Source organism: Kribbella antiqua (assembly GCF_004345665.1).
Lineage (GTDB): Bacteria > Actinomycetota > Actinomycetes > Propionibacteriales > Kribbellaceae > Kribbella > Kribbella antiqua.
In genome coordinates, this window is sequence record NZ_SLWR01000008.1 from 410452 (window position 1) to 426552 (window position 16101).

Annotated in this window: 8 protein-coding genes; 7 read left to right on the plus strand and 1 reads right to left on the minus strand. The window is 68.9% G+C overall.

What is annotated here, in order from left to right:
• Positions 1-12 precede the first annotated feature (12 nt).
• The 7 genes from EV646_RS24340 to EV646_RS24370 all read left to right on the plus strand — a co-directional run bounded on the left by EV646_RS24340 (position 13) and on the right by EV646_RS24370 (position 15448).
• Positions 13-564, plus strand: coding sequence for a hypothetical protein (locus EV646_RS24340; protein ID WP_132152326.1), 552 nt, complete (start codon positions 13-15; stop codon positions 562-564).
• Positions 565-1090: 526 nt separating this feature from the next.
• Positions 1091-2200 carry a phenylalanine--tRNA ligase subunit alpha gene (pheS, locus tag EV646_RS24345; protein ID WP_132152328.1) on the plus strand — a complete coding sequence of 370 codons (1110 nt, stop codon included), beginning with the start codon at positions 1091-1093 and terminating at the stop codon, positions 2198-2200.
• Entirely contained in the window at positions 2200-4782 is a 2583-nt protein-coding gene (gene pheT / locus EV646_RS24350) for a phenylalanine--tRNA ligase subunit beta (protein ID WP_132152330.1), read from the plus strand. Before pheS ends, pheT begins: the two co-directional genes overlap by 1 nt.
• A 3-nt stretch (positions 4783-4785) precedes the next feature.
• Positions 4786-6327, plus strand: coding sequence for a gamma-glutamyltransferase (locus EV646_RS24355; protein WP_132152332.1), 1542 nt, complete (start codon positions 4786-4788; stop codon positions 6325-6327).
• Between the two features lie 89 nt (positions 6328-6416).
• The gene (locus EV646_RS24360) at positions 6417-7388 is read left to right on the plus strand and encodes a glycosyltransferase family 2 protein (protein ID WP_132152334.1); all 972 of its coding nucleotides are present in this window, start codon (positions 6417-6419) and stop codon (positions 7386-7388) included.
• Positions 7385-9601, plus strand: a complete 2217-nt coding sequence (locus tag EV646_RS24365) for a hypothetical protein (RefSeq protein ID WP_132152336.1) — start codon at positions 7385-7387, stop codon at positions 9599-9601. The genes EV646_RS24360 and EV646_RS24365 overlap by 4 nt, the downstream gene beginning before the upstream one ends.
• 102 nt (positions 9602-9703) lie before the next feature.
• Positions 9704-15448, plus strand: a complete 5745-nt coding sequence (locus EV646_RS24370; RefSeq protein ID WP_241996294.1) for an Ig-like domain-containing protein — start codon at positions 9704-9706, stop codon at positions 15446-15448.
• A gap of 95 nt (positions 15449-15543) precedes the next feature.
• Here EV646_RS24370 and EV646_RS24375 read toward each other — a convergent pair whose 3' ends face one another.
• Positions 15544-16050, minus strand: coding sequence for a GNAT family N-acetyltransferase (locus tag EV646_RS24375; RefSeq protein ID WP_132152340.1), 507 nt, complete (start codon positions 16048-16050; stop codon positions 15544-15546).
• Between the last annotated feature and the right edge of the window lie 51 nt (positions 16051-16101).

A 16101-nucleotide genomic window follows, 5' to 3' on the forward strand; every position in this document is an offset into this window, starting at 1 on the left:
GAGGCAGCACAGATGTCCAACGAGCACGGTCATGGGCACGGTCATGGTCATGGGCACGGCCACGGGCACGATCACGAGCATGGGGTCGTCGCCCGCTGGCTGGGCCGGGCCGAGCAGCGGCTGAACGACAGGTTGAAGAGCGGCCGGGCCAAGCGGCTGACCGCGCTCGGGCTGAAGGCGGCGGCGGTCACCATCCGGGCCGCCGCCTTCGTCGTCTGCCCCGGCGACGACATCGCCGCGGCCGCGATGCCCGCGGTCGGTCACTTGGCCGGCCATGATGACCAGCATCACCACGAGGAGTACGCCGTACTGCCGAAGCAACCTGTGGTCGTCGCGAGGCTCCCGATGGATCGTCAGGTGGGCGGCCCTGACCCCGGATCGAACCCTCTGCCAAGCAAGCCGGTCGACGCGGACCCGACCGGCTGGGACGTCGCGAACCTCTACCAAACCTTCGTCGTGGAAGGCATCGCCGCCCCAGGCTCAACGGCTCCCGCCACCCCGGATCACCGCCAGCCACCACCCCCAGCCAACCGCGCCCGGGTCGGCCCCGAAACAACCCGCTGACCGGGGAGCGCCACCCACCTGTTTCGGCAGGCCAGACTCCCCAAACCGGCCAGACCGAGGAACGAGCACGGGTTCTGCTGGTTCGCGGACGGTTTCCTCCCCAGGACGGGTGGCGCGGGCCGGGCGGCATCACCCGGGACTGTGCAGATCGACAGGACATATACGCCCACTGGCTGGGTTGCGGCCGATGGCGTGAGCGTAGGTGCGCCTGCCGAACGCAGACACGTCCTGTCCAAATGTCCCCTGCGCTCAGAGCATGCGCCCACAGCGCCACAGACCAGTCAGAAGTGCCGGTTACCCACTCAGGTTCCGAGGGGGTAAACCTTCCAGTTCAGGGGTCAGCGCACGAGCTTGCGGGCTGCGGAGGGAGAATCTGGGTCCGCAACCGACGAGCGGGAGGGTCGGCGCCTGGGGTTGCGCGAGCGGACGGGAGCCGGGGTGTGTGGATGGCCGATTCACGGTTGGGGGCTGGACCTTCCTAGACTGCCTTGAGCAGTTTGTGGAACCAGCACCCGAGAGCGAGCCAATGTCCGGTCCCAATACGCAGTACGACCCGGTCGAAGTGACACCGTTGCATGCCGAAGAGGTGGAGCGGACCCGGGACGAGGCGCTGAAGGCGTTTGCCGAGGCGGCCGATCTGGCTGCCCTGCAGGAGGCGAAGGTCGCGCATCTCGGGGAGAAGTCGCCGATCGCGCTGGCCAATCGGGAGATCGGCGCGCTGCCGCCGCAGGGCCGGAAGGAAGCCGGTCAGCGGATCGGCGCCGCCCGGAAGGCGATCAACGAGGCGTTCGCTGCCCGGCTCGCCGTACTGGAGGCCGAGCACGAGGAGCGGATGCTCGCCACCGAGCGGGTCGACGTGACGCTGCCGTGGCACACGCCTGAGCTCGGCGCGCGGCACCCGCTCTCGCTGATCTCCGAGCAGATCGCGGACGTCTTCACCGCGCTCGGCTGGGACGTCGCCGAGGGTCCCGAGATCGAGGCCGAATGGCTGAACTTCGACGCCCTGAACTTCCAGCCGGACCACCCGGCCCGCCAGATGCAGGACACCTTCTTCGTGGAGCCGGCCGGTTCGGGCAAGGTGCTGCGGACCCACACCTCGCCGGTGCAGGCGCGGTCGATGCTGACCCGCAAGCCGCCGATCTATGTGATCTGCCCGGGCCGCGTGTTCCGCACCGACGAGCTGGACGCGACCCACACCCCGGTCTTCTACCAGGTCGAAGGCCTGGTTGTGGACGAAGGCATCACCCTCGCGCACCTCAAGGGCACCCTCGACCACTTCGTCGTCTCGATGTTCGGCGAGGGCCTGGAGGCGCGGCTGCGGCCGAACTTCTTCCCGTTCACCGAGCCGTCCGCCGAGGTCGACCTGAAGTGCTTCGTCTGCCGCGGCGCGTCCGTCGGCAACCCCGACCGCCCGTGCCGGACCTGCGGTAGCGAAGGCTGGATCGAGTGGGGCGGCTGCGGCGTGGTGAACCCGCGCGTCCTGCAGGCCTGCGGCATCGACACCGACCGGTACTCCGGCTTCGCCTTCGGGATGGGCCTGGAGCGGACGCTGATGTTCCGCAACGGCGTCGAGGACATGCGGGACATGGTCGAGGGTGATGTGCGGTTCAGCCGCCAGTTCGGGATGGAGATCTGATGCGGGTCCCACTGTCATGGCTTCGTGAGTACGTCGACCTGCCGGCCGGCGTGACGGGTCGCGACGTCGCGGAGAAGCTGATCCGGGCCGGCCTCGAGGTGGAGACCGTCGAGGAGTCGGACCTGACCGGCCCGCTGGTCGTCGGCAAGGTGCTCACGTACGAGAACGAGCCGCAGAAGAACGGCAAGACCATCCGCTGGTGCTCGCTGGACATCGGCAAGGACGAGCCGCAGTGGGTCGTCTGCGGTGCGCACAACTTCGAGGTCGGCGACCTGGTCGTGGTCGTGCTGCCAGGCGCCGTCCTGCCGGGTGGCTTCGCGATCTCCGCGCGGAAGACTTATGGGCACGTCTCGAATGGCATGATCTGCTCCAGCTCGGAGCTCGGCCTTGGTGACGACGGTACGCACGGCATCGTCGTACTCGAGCCAGGTGAGGCGACGCCGGGTGACGACGCGATCGAGCTGCTGGCGCTGCGGGACGACGTACTCGACATCGCGGTCACCCCCGACCGCGGCTACTGCCTGTCCATCCGGGGTGTCGCCCGCGAGGCCGCGACGGCGTACGGCGTAGCGCTGAAGGATCCAGCGGATCTCGACGTCAACGGAAATCGAAGCGGCGGCTACCCGGTCCGGGTGGACGACGCCGAGGCGTGCAGCGTGTTCGTCACGCGAACGGTCACGGGCATCGACGCGAAGGCGCAGTCGCCGCGCTGGCTGCAGAAGCGGCTGCTCGCGGCGGGCATGCGGCCGATCTCCATCGGCGTGGACGTGACCAACTACGTCATGCTCGAGCTCGGCCAGCCGATCCACGGCTACGACAAGGCCCGGCTGTCCGGCGAGATCGTCGTACGGCGGGCCAACGCCGGCGAGAAGCTGATGACGCTGGACGACCAGACCCGTGAGCTGGACGCCGAGGATCTGCTGATCACCGACGACTCCGGCGCGATCGGCATCGCCGGGGTGATGGGTGGTGCGACCACCGAGATCTCGGACGCGACCACGGATGTGGTGATCGAGGCCGCGCATTTCCACCCGATCGTGATCGCCCGGGCGTCGCGGCGGCACAAGCTGTCGTCGGAGGCGTCGCGGCGGTTCGAGCGCGAGGTCGACCCGCTGCTGCCGCGGTACGCCGCTCAGCGGGTGGCCGACCTGCTGGCCGAGCTGGCCGGCGGCACGATCCTGGCCGACGAGACCATCGTCGACACCCACGCTTTGCCGGAGCCGGTGACGATCCGGGCTGACCACGCGGCCCGCGTCGCCGGTGCGCCGATCACGATCGAGGAGACGGTCCGCCACCTGGAGTCCGTCGGCTGCACCGTGGCTCCGGCTGAGCACGGCGCGCGCCCCGCGTCGCTGGCGGCGGGCGTGCACTCACCGGCCCTCGTCGTGGAGCCTCGCGCCGGGGCAGCCACCGGTGGTGGCGCGGCGCTGGCCGGGGACGACCTGATCACCGTGACGCCGCCGTCGTGGCGGCCGGACCTACGGGACCCGAACGACTTCGCCGAAGAGGTCATCCGGCTGTTCGGCTACGACAACGTGCCGTCGATCCTGCCGCCCGCGCCGGGTGGTCAGGGCCTGACGGTGTCGCAGCGGCGCCGCCGCCGGATCGCGACCGCGCTGGTCGGCGCCGGTCTGACCGAAGTCGTCTCGTACCCGTTCATCGGTGCGGCCGACTTCGACGCGATGGGCCTGCCCGCCGAGGACCCACGTCGTACGACGGTCAAGCTGGTCAACCCGCTGTCCGACGAAGAACCGTCGATGCAGACCACGCTGCTGCCGACGCTGCTCCGGACGGCCGAGCGCAACGTCGGCCGCGGCGCATCCGACCTGGCGATCTTCCAGACCGGCCTGGTCTTCCTGCCCAAGCCGGAGTCGAAGCCCGCGCCGCTGCCGTCCGTCGCGCAGCGCCCGAGCGACGCCGAAGTCCAGTCCCTGTACGACGCTCTGCCGGACCAGCCGCTCCACCTCGGTGTGGTGCTGACCGGCTCGAGCACGCCGACCGGCTGGTGGGGCAAGGGTCAGCCAGTCGGGTGGGCGGACGCCGTCCAGCTGGCTCGGACCGTTGCCACCGCAGTCGGAGTCGAGCCAGTCGTCAGGAACACAGAGCTGGCGCCCTGGCATCCGGGCCGGTGCGCCGAGCTGTCCGTGGATGGCAAAGTGATCGGTCATGCGGGCGAGCTGCATCCGAAGGTGTGCCAGGCGTTCGGTCTACCGGCCCGCTCGTGTGCGGCCGAGCTCGATCTCGACGCCTTGATCGCGGCCGGTCCGTCGTCGATCACGGCCGAGCCGTTCTCGTCGTACCCGGTCGCCAAGGAGGATGTGGCGCTGATCGTCCCGGCCGAGGTCGCCGCGGCGGAGGTCGAGGCGGCGCTGGTCGAGGGCGCGGGCGAGCTGCTCGAGTCGATCCGGCTGTTCGACCTCTACACCGGCGAGCAGATCGGCGAAGGCAAGAAGTCGTTAGCGTTCGCGCTCCGCTTCCGGGCCGCCGACCGGACGCTGAAGGAGAACGAGGTCGCCGACGTCCGCCAAGCAGCCGTCCAGGTAGCAGTCGACCGCTTCGGCGCTGTCCAGCGGGTCGGCTAAGACATGAACGGCGGGCACCCGCGAGTGGCGGTCGCCGCGCCCAACGCAGCAGCAGCTGAGGCCGGCGTTCGCGTCGCGGCCGAAGGTGGGAACGCGGTGGATGCCGCGATCGCCGCGACGTTGGTGACGATGGTGAACGAGATCGGTGTGGTCTCGCCTGCCTCCGGCGGGTTCGTCACGCTGCAGGTCGCCGGTGGTGAGGCGGTCACCATCGACGGCTGGGTCGAGATGCCCGGCCGCGGCCTGTCCACCGACCAGTTCGGCCGCGGGGTCTGGGACGTCACCACCGACTACGGCGGCGGTACGACGACAACCGTCGGCCACGGCTCCGTCGCGACCCCCGGCGGGATGAAGGCGCTCGACCTCGCGCACCAGCGTTCAGGCAAAGCGCCCTGGCGCGAGGTCGTCCAGCCCGCGATCGACGTCGCCCGGAACGGCTTCCCGCTGAGCCGGACCTCGGGCTACTACCTTGGCTACACCCACGAGATCATCTTCGGCTGGCATCAGCCGAGCCACCGCGTCGTGCACGATCAGGACGGCGTGGTGATCAAGGCCGGCAGCACGATCGTGATCCCTGAGCTCGCCGAGGCGCTCGAGCTGATCGCCCGCGAAGGCGCCGAGACGATGTACACCGGCGACCTCGCCCAGCTCCTGATCCGCGACATGGCCGAGAACGACGGCATCCTCACCGCGGAGGACTTGGCCGCCTACGAGGCCGTCGTACGCCCGGCGCTGGTCGTGAAGCAGAACGGGTGGCGCCTCGCCACGAACCCGCCGCCGGCCGTCGGGGGAGTGGCGATCGCGGCCATGCTCGCGCTACTGGACGGCGTACCGGCGGATGGCAGCTGGACTCCGGCCGAGCTCGACCGGCTCGTCGAGGTGCAACACGCCGTACTCGGGCAGCGGCTGGCTGAGCTCGATGAGGAAGACGTACGCGCGCTCGAAGGCCAGAAGCTGCTGGACCTAGCCTCGGCTGGCGATCTGAGAGCGCTGACTTCACCTAGTACGGCGACTGTGTCGGTGGTGGACGACGAAGGCGACGCCTGCGCGATCACGGTCTCGTCCGGCTACGGCTCCGGCGTACTCACGCCAGGCACCGGCATCTGGCTGAACAACGCGCTCGGCGAGCAGGAGCTGCTGCACGGCGGCCCGCACAGCCTCGCGCCCGGGACACGGCTGACGTCGAACATGGCGCCGAGTGTCGCCCGCCGCGAGACCGACGGCGCCGTACTCGCGATCAGCTCCCCGGGATCGGACCGGATCCCGACCGCGATCGCGCAGGTCTACGCCCTCTACACGCACGGTGGGCTGCCGCTCGCGGAGGCCGTCGAGCACCCGCGGCTGCATGTCCGGGTGCGGCAGGATGTCGTGGTCGACTACGAGGACGACCTGCCCGTGTCCGGGTCGACGTCGCTGCCGACACGCCCGATGCCGCCACACTCGATGTACTTCGGTGGGGTCGCCGCCGCGTTCTGGGATCCTGCTGACGGATTGCGAGCAGTCGGTGACCCACGTCGTACCGGAGCTGTTGCAATTTCGCCTTGAGCCTGATCCGAAACACAACTCGGCTGTGCGCCGAGTACAGTCATTGACGCCTCAGAACTGTTACGCCTGAACTGGAAGGTCTGCGCACCATGCGGGAAACGGCCCCCGAGCTCTCCGTCGTTGTTCCGATGTACGACGAAGAGGAAGTGCTGCCGATCTTCTTCGAGCGGATGCACCCGCTGCTCGACGGCCTCGGCATCACCTACGAGCTCCTGGTTGTCGACGACGGAAGCCGCGACGCGACCGCGGCGATGCTGCTGAAAGCCGCCGAGGACTGGCCGGAGCTGCGGGTCGTCCGGCTGCTGCGCAACAGCGGTCACCAAGCCGCCCAGTCGGCCGGCTTCCGCCGCGCCCGCGGCCAGTACGTCGTCACCATCGACGCCGACCTGCAGGACCCGCCGGAGGTCATCGCGGAGTTCATCGAGGCGGCCGAGAAGGAGGACGTCGATGTCGTGTACGGCGTCCGGTCGGACCGCACCAGCGACTCCTGGGCCAAGCGCACCACGGCCCGGGGCTACTACCGGCTGATGTCGCGGCTGGTCGGCAAGCAGATCCCGTTCGACGCGGCGGACTTCCGGCTGGTGTCGCGCCGGGTCGTCGACGCGGTGAATGCGCTGCCGGACGACGGCCGGGTGTTCCGCCTGGTCATCCCGTGGCTGGGCTTCCCGAGCACCCAGGTCAAGTACGTCCGCGCCGAGCGAGCCGCTGGTACGACGAAGTACAACCTGAGCAAGATGCTCCGGCTCACCTTCGACAGCATCACCGCGTTCTCGGCGGCGCCGCTGCGACTGGCGACCTGGCTCGGACTTCTCGGTGGCACGCTGTCCGCGCTGTTCGTGGTGGGTGCGCTGATCGTCAAGCTCTCCGGCCGGGGCATCCCCGGTTGGACGTCGACCGTGCTCGCCGTCAGCGTGATCGGCGCGATCCAGTTGCTCTGCCTCGGCCTGCTGGGTGAGTACGTCGCTCGGTTGTTCCAGTCGAGCCAGCGGCGGCCGCAGTTCCTCGTCGGATACGACAGCCTCGAAGACCACGGACACCAGGAACCGGTACACCATCAATGAGGCGGGCTTTCCCGTGGCTGCTGCCCCTGGCAGTCGCGGTCTACGGTCTCGCCTCGGTGGATGTCTCAGCAACACCCATCCTCAAGTACTTCGGGTACTTCGCCCTGGGCGTCGCCCTGCCGGGAATCCTGCTGCTGCGGGCGGCCTGGCGTAGTACGGGCAACTGGGCCGAGGACTTCGGCCTTGGTTCCGTCGTCGGTGCCGCCTGGCAGATGATCGGCTGGGCGATCTTCACCGCCGTCGGCGTGCAGCGGTGGTTGATCGTCTGGCCGGCGATCGTGCTGGTTCTGTTCGCCGCGGTGCCGACGCTGCGTCGGCACTGGCGGATCGAGCGACCGAACCCGCTGCCGGTGCTCTGGAGCTGGGGAGTCGCGATCGCGTGTGCGGTGGTGCTCGGGGGAACCACCCTCGGGGTGATGGCGTACCACCTGATGCCGCCGGAGGGAAACGCCTACTACCAGGACCTGCTCTACCACCTGTCGATGCTGAACGAACTGATGCGGGCGGTGCCGCCGGAGCTCCCACAGGTGGCGGGCCTGCGGTTGGACTACCACTGGTTCGCCAACGCAGACATGGCCGGCGCGGTCGACATCACCCGGCTCTCGCCGGCCATGGTGCTGTTCCGGCTGTGGCTGCTGCCGTGGCTGGTCGTCGTACTGCTGACGTGCGCGACGCTGGCCCGGACGGTCAGCCGTACGTGGTGGACCGGCGTACTCGCGGCTGGTGCGCTCGCGGCGCCGCAGTTGTACCTGTTCTTCGACACGACCGCGAACCTGTCGGCGCCGCTGAACTTTCTCAGTCCTTCGCAGACGTTCTGCATGACCGCGTGCCTCGCCGCGGCCGTGTTCCTGATCGAGTTGCTGTTCAGGGGTGCGAGTGGCGGGCTGTGGGTGGTCACGCTGGCCGTGGTGCTGCTTGGCGGTGGTTCGAAGCCGACCGTGCTGCCGCTGCTGGTCGGGGCTGTCGGGTTGTCGGCGGTTTTCCTGCTCTTTCATCAGCGCCGGTTCCCTTGGCGGGCTGTTGTCGCCGGAGCGCTGCTGGTGGTGGCGGGCGTCGGCGCGTTCCTGACGGTTGCCGGCAGCACGAATGGGTCGGGTCTGCAGTTCCTCGCCATCCTCAAGTCGGCCGGCGAGTACTTGCCGGCGACCGGAGACCGCACTCCGCCGGGGGAGGGTGGGCTGGTCCTGCCCGCGCTCGAGCACGGCGCTTATGTCGCCGTGACCGTACTGTTCTTGCTGCTGTTGATCAGTCAGGCAGCGGCGGTCGCGGGCTTCGGGCTGTTCGGCAAGCTACGGCGTGATCCGGCGGCCTGGTTTCTGCTCGGCGCGCTGATCGCGGGCTGGGCCGGCTATCTGCTGATCGACCATCCGTCGCTGAGTGAGGGCTATTTCGTCCACACCGCCATGCCGTTCAGCATCGCGGCCGCGACCTGGGTTGCTGCGAACGCCGCCCGTACGGCGAAGCAACCGTGGGTGCTCTTGGCAGTCGGCGTGGTGGTCGCCACCGGCTATGCCGCCGTACTGATGCTGACCGATGCCTACGAGGTCGGGACGCAGTCGCAGAAGTTGTGGCTGGTCGCCCGGCCGCTGCTGCTCGCGATCGGTATGACCATCGTGCTGGTCCTGCTCTGGCGTTTCGTCGTACGACGGCCGGGCGGCGTGATCATCGTCGTCGTGACCCTGCTGCTGCTCGGGTCGATCAAGTCGTTCGCGTACAACGTCGTGCATGGGGACACCGAACGGGCGCACGTCTTCAACGCGCCGCGTTGGTGGGTGTATCCGGACGAGGAGTCGGCGGCGATCTGGCTGGGGCAGAACTCCGCGCCGACCGACGTGGTGGCGTCGAACACCTGGTGCCGACCCGCCGGTTCGCAGGCGCCGGGGTGCGATGCGCGCGGGTACATCATCAGCGGGATCGCGGGGCGGCGGACGCTGATCGAAGGATGGGCGTACACGAACCAGGCGATGGCGCAGCAGGGGGTCGACGGCAAGCGGTACAACATGCAGCCGTCGCCGTGGCCCGACCGGGTCGCGATCACGAACGAGGCGCTCCGGCAACCGACGCCGCAGGTGTTGCAGCGGCTGCAGGACGACTACCACGTGCGCTGGCTGTTCGCCGACGGCCGCGACGGGGTCATCAACTGGCGGCTCGACAAGCTGGCCCGGCTGCGACACAGCGTCGGCGACGTACGAATCTACGAACTCGGAAAGTGATTAGCCCGTAACATCGAGTTGGCGTAGACCGTTACCTCTACGCTGGCCCGCCCGCCCCGTGGCCGACGCATGCGGAAACGTGAGTGCTCGGGAGGGCGGCAAATGCGGGCGACGTCCATGCTGCTGGTTGTCGGCCTGCTGTCGCTCGGCGCGGTCGACGCAGCCGCGTATCAGGTGCCTTCAGCACCTTTCGCGCAAGGTACGGCTGCGACGGCGATCATGCCTGGCTCTGGGCTGAAGCAGACGATCACGGTCACCGGGCAAACCGAGTTGCTGGATGCAACCACCGCGGGTGTGCGCGGCACCGGTCCGACCACCTACGCACCGCCGATCGCGCGTACGACGCCGGCCCAGGATCTCCTGGTCAACACCGGGACCTGTGCGTCCACCGGCAGTTGCGGTGACCGCGGCACCGTGACGATCGCCTTCTCCGAGCCCGTTCGCAACCCGGTCCTGCACTTCGCCGGCATCGGCGGCGCCGTCACTCAAACCGTGAGCGGCAACCCCACCGCCCAGTCCGAGCTGCACTCGGTGCTCAAGCTCACCACCGCCGGGTTGAGCCTCACCAAGGTTGGCCAGGGCAACAACCTCGCCGTCACCAGCGACACCGTGACCGCCGCCAATCACGACGCCGGCCCGAACTGCATCAACAACAAGATCGGCACCGGCCCAGACGCCTCGGCGACGGCCGCCTGCGGTTCGGTCCGCGTCAACGGCGTCGCCACCAAGATCACCTTCGACGTCACCGCGTTCTTCACCAAGCACCCGAAGCTCCCCGCCTTCAACACCCCGAGCTCCGGCGACGCGTTCTCGATCCTCGCGTCGACCGGCGAGGACTTCGGTGACGCACCCACGTCGTACGGCGCCGCCTGGTCGGTGCTCAGCGATCTTCGCCTCGGCAAGGACGCCACCGAGGACAACGCGACCGTTGCCAACGGCACCACCGGCCCGGCGATGCCCGACCAGGCCGACGACGGCGTCACCTTCAAGCCACTCCGAACCAACTCGACCGCTTACTCCGCCGAGCTGGCACTCACCGGCGCCTCGAAGGCCGGCCGCGCGTGCGCCTGGATCGACCTCGACCGCAACGGCTCGTTCCAGCCGGCCGAACGCGCCTGCGCCGGCTTCGCCGCCGGCCAAGGTGCCGTCACGCTTAACTGGTCGAAGTACTCGCGCCCGACGGCTGGAGCGTCGTACGCGCGGGTCCGGGTCGGCTACAACAGCGCGCTGGTCGAGAAGCCGACCGGTGCCGCCGACTCCGGTGAGGTCGAGGACCACGCGATCCTGATCGCGCCGCCGCCACCGCCGGTCCTGCTCGACGACACCGCGACCACCGCATTCAACACCGGCCTGACGGTTGATGTCCTCGGCAACGACAAGCCGGGCGATCCGAGTACGCCGCTCAAGCCCGGCTCACTGTGCCTGATCGGCGACGACGAGTGCGTGCCGATGGTGAACGTCGTCGGGCAAGCCAAGTACGTCGCCAAGCCCGACGGCAAGATCGACATCGAACCGGTGCCGGGCTTCGCTGGCCTGGCCAAGCCCGTCACCTACCTGGTTGCCGACAGCAACGGCACCACCGGCACGGCCACACTCACGCTCACCGTCGCACTCCCGGCCAAGCCGGTCGCGACGCCCGACACCGCGACCACCCCGCAGAACGTCAGCGTCTCCGTCAAGCCGCTCGGCAACGACCGCGCCGCGCCCGGCGTCACGCTGATCCCCGGCTCGGTCGTACTCCGCGACCCGGCCGACACCACCTTCAAGAGGAAGGTCGTCATCGCCGGCGAGGGCACGTACGCCGTCAAGCCGAACGGCGGCGTGGACTTCATCCCGCTGCGGCAGTTCACTGGCGTCGGCACCTCTCTCGGCTACCGCGTCACGGACAGCACGCAGCAGAACGCCGAGTCGACCTTGACCGTCACAGTCACGCCAGTGACCCCGAAGGCGAGTGGCGACTCGGTGTCGACGCCGTTCGACACGGACATCGTCGTACCGGTGCTGGACAACGTCCTGCCCGGATCGCCGGACGCTCCGCTGGATCCAGCGAGTCTGCGACTGGTTGATCACGGCAAACTTGTCGACAAGGTGACCGTGCCGCGGCAGGGCACCTTCTTGATTGCCGACGGCAAGGTGACGTTCCGGCCGGTGCACGGGTTCAAGGGAGTCGCGACGCCACAGACCTATCAGGTGGCCGACCTGAACGGGACGCCGGCGCGAGCCGAGCTGACCGTGTCCGTCGACGCGCCCGGTCCGCCGGTGGCGAACCCGGATGCGATCACGACGCTGCAGGGTGGTTCGGTCCTGATCGGCGTACTGGACAACGACAAGCCTGGGCCGACCGGGTCCGCGCTGGTGCTGGACAGCGTGCGGCTGATCGCCTCGGGCAAGCCAATGCCGACTCTCAGCGTCGCGGGACAAGGCAAGTACACGGCGAAGCCTGACGGTCAGGTCCTCTTCGAGCCGCTGCCGGCCTTCAGTGGTACGGCGACGCCGGTCAGCTACCAGGTTGCTGACGGCAACGGGGCGATCGGGAAGTCGACGCTCGCGGTCCAGGTGACCAAGGTGCAGCCGGATGCGTCGGACGACACGGCGCGAGCGTCCTATGACGCGACCATCACTGTCGCCGTGCTGACGAACGACAGTGCGGGCGATCCGGCGGTGCCGCTGGTGCCGAGCAGCGTGCGGGTGCTCGACCCGAAGACGCAGGAGCCGAAGACCAAGGTCGTCGTCGACGGCGAGGCGTCGTACACGGTGACGCAGGAGGGGAAGATCGAGGTTGATCCGCTGCCGACCTACACCGGTGTCGCGGCGCCGATCACCTACCGCGTCTCGGATGTCAACGGCACGCTGGCCACTGCGACGCTGACCGTCAACATCGCGAAGCCGGACCCGCCGACCGCGAAGCCCGACACGGCCACCGGCAAGCAGAACGTCCGGCTGGTCCTCGATCCGCTCGCCAACGACACGGCAGGCGAGGGCACGGGCCTCGACCCGGTCAGCGTGGTCCTGGTCGATCCGGCCGATGGCTCACTGAAGAAGCTGGTCAAGGTCGCAGGCCAGGGCAGCTACCAGGTGAATCTCGACGGCACCGTGACCGTTGATCCGCTGCCGGGCTTCACGGGTACGGCGACCCCGGTGACGTATCGCGTGTCGGACTGGTTCGACCAGGCGGCTCGGTCGACCATCACCGTCACCATCACGCCCATTACTCCGGTGGCGGCTGACGACACCGCGACGACGCCGTACGACAAGACTGTCAAGGTCAAGGTGCTGGCGAACGACAAGCCGGGTGACACCTCGGCGCCATTGCTACCGAGCTCGCTGCTGCTGACCGATCCGGCCGATGGGATGCTCAAGGCAACTGTGACGATCCCGAACGAGGGCGTCTACACCGCTGCCGGGGGAGTGGTGTCCTTCGATCCAGGCGCGACCTTCCGCGGTCCAGGGACTGTGCTGACGTATCAAGTGGCCGACAGCAACGGAACGTTGACGACCGCGACGCTGTGGATCACGGTCGGTCTGCCGCCGATCGCCGTCGCCGACTCCGCGTCGACGCAGCAGGACGTCCCGGTGACCGTGAACGTCCTGTCCAACGACAGCCCGGGCACGGACGCGAAGCTCGACCCGTCCACGGTTGGGCTGCTCGATCCCGCGGCCCGGACGGCCGGCTACTTGAAGAAGGTCACCGTCCCCGGGCAGGGCACTTACACCGTGCAGCCCAGCGGCGCGGTCGTCTTCGATCCGCTGCCGGCCTTCCGCGGCAAGGCGCTGGCGATCAACTACCGCGTCGCCGACTCGAACGACAACGTCGCCGCTTCCACGCTGACCATGCAGGTCACGCCGATCTGGCCGGTCACCGTCGACGACTCGGCGATCACGCCGTACAACCAGCCGATCGCGGTGAACGTGCTGGCCAACGACAAGCCCGGCGATCCGTCGGCGCCGCTGGTCCGGTCGAGCCTGGTGCTCAAGGATCCCGCGGGTGGTGGGTATCGCAAGAAGGTGACCCAGGCCGGTGAAGGCAGCTACGCCGCGGGCGACGACGGGTCGATCACCTTCACGCCGGTCAAGGACTACCAGGGCGTGACGACGCCGGCGACGTACCGGATCACGGACGACAACGGCACGACCGCAGAGGGCCTGCTCTTCCTGACCGTGGGCAAGGGCCCCGAGGCCGCGGCCGATTCGGGTACGACGAAGCAGAACGTCACCATGACTCTGGACCCGCTGGCCAACGACAAGCCGGGGACGGACGCCGAACTCGAGAAGACGTCGGTCCAGGTGTACGCGGGACAGTGGGGGCGGGCGGCAACAGTCTCGGGACAGGGCACCTTCACAGTCGACAAGGTCACCGGGCAGCTCAAGCTCGACCCGCTCGCGACGTTCCGCGGTGTCGCCTCGGTCGCCTATCGCGTGACGGACACGAGCGGCAACACGACCGCGTCGACTGTCGCGGTGACGGTCCAGCCGGTTGTTCCAGTCGTCGTGGATGACAAGGCGACTACGCCGTTCGAGACCGCGGTGACCGTGGCCGTGCTGGCGAACGACAAGCCTGGTGACGCGTCGGCGTCGCTGCACGAGGTGCGGTTGATCGACCCGGTGTCCGGTGATCCCGTGCCGTCGCTGGAGGTGGCGGGCGAGGGCACATACACCGTGCAGCCCGATGGCGGGATCCGGCTCACGCCTGTCGACGGGTTCGCCGGTACGGCGACGCCGGTCGGCTATCAAGTTGCCGACAGCAACGGGAGCATCGGGACGGCTGCGTTGACCGTGACCGTCCAGGCTCGGCCCGTGGCGACCCCCGATGCGGCGCGGACCAAGCAGCATCTGCCGGTGACCGTGGATCCGCTGGCGAACGACAAGCCGGGGCCTGGAGCATCGTTGGATCCGGCAACGGTCTTGCTCGTCGGCCCGTCGGGTCTCGTGGATCGCTTGGTCGCCGCTGGTCAGGGCGAGTTCGCAGTTGCCAATGGCAAGGTCACGTTCAGCCCGGTGCCGACGTTCACCGGCACCGCGCGGCCGGCGGCGTACGAGGTGAAGGACAGCAACCACAACGCGGCCCGCGCGACGATCACGGCGACGGTGGTTCCGGTGCGTCCGGTGGCCGTCGACGACAGCGCGCGTACAGGCTTTGGCAAGGCAGTTGTCGTTCAGGTGCTGGGCAACGACAAGGCCGGTGATCAGTCGGCGCCGCTCATGCCGGAGTCCGTCGTACTGCGTGATCCGGCGGACGGGCAGGACAAGAAGTCGGTGACCATCGCGGATGAGGGCCGCTTTGCGGTCGGCTCCGATGGTGTGGTCACCTTCACCCCTGCCGAAGACTTCAGCGGTACGACGAGATCGGTCGCCTACCGGGTCACCGACGCCAACGGCAGCGCGGACGCGGCACTGCTCGAGGTCACTGTCGCCGAGCCGATCCTCGCCACGGCCACTGAGGACACCGGCACCGGTACGCCGGGCAACCCGGTCGCGGTGAACCCGCTCCTTAACGACGGCGGCGGATCGCCGAGCACAGTCTGCCTCCGCACCGGCCCCGCCACCTGCACGAAGCAGTACGTCGACGCCGACGGCACCTGGAGTGTCGACTCCAACGGCACGATCAAGCTGGTCCCGGCGTCTGGCTTCACCGGCATGGCCAAGGTCACCTACGAGCGGACCGACGCGGAGGGCACGGTCGTCGCTGCCCCGGTGCGATTCCGGGTCGGCGCCCCACCGACACCGGACGTCGACGTCGTCGAGACCATCCCGGCCACCGGCGGCCCGCCTGCTGTCTTGCTGACTCTCGGCGCGCTGCTCACCGCCCTGGGCGCGACCCTGGCCGCCATCTCCCGACGCTCGCGCTGACCGGATTTCCAGCACTCACCAACCACGCACAACGCACCGAGCTGACGCTCAGCCGTCGGCTCCGACCAGCCGTCGGCGAGGGCCGGAAGTCGTGCCTACAGGCTTTTGATCAGGGTGATCTCGTCGCGGTAGTCGTCGTCGGCGAGGCGGATCGCGCGTGGGTGCCGGCCGACCACGTGATAGCCGAGTGGTTGGTAGAAGTTCTCGAGGCCGGTGCCGCCGCGGATCGTCAGCTGGAGCTGCAGCAGTCCAAGGTCGACGGCAGATCCGCGCAGCCCTTCCATCAGCAGCCGTCCCGCGCCGTTGCCCTGGTACGCCGGGTGGACCATCAGCCGGAGCACCGTGCGCCAATGGGCGCCTCGACTCACCAGCAGCCCCATCCCGACGTACCGCTCCCCGTTGTGCAGCACGCCCAGCAGGTCGAGCCCGGCGGCCACGCGCCCGAGCGCCGCGTCGAGCGCGTCGGCAACCTTCTCGACCGGCGCCGGTGCGGTGAACCCGACCGCGCCACCCGCATCGGTAGCCGCCACCCAGGTATCCAGCAGGTCCGCCCGCAGCCCAGGCGCCAACGTCTCGTCCGGTTCCACCACCAGGTATTTCACACCGCCTCCATCTGCGACTGAGTTGCAGATAGTCTACGGTCCGCCGAGGTG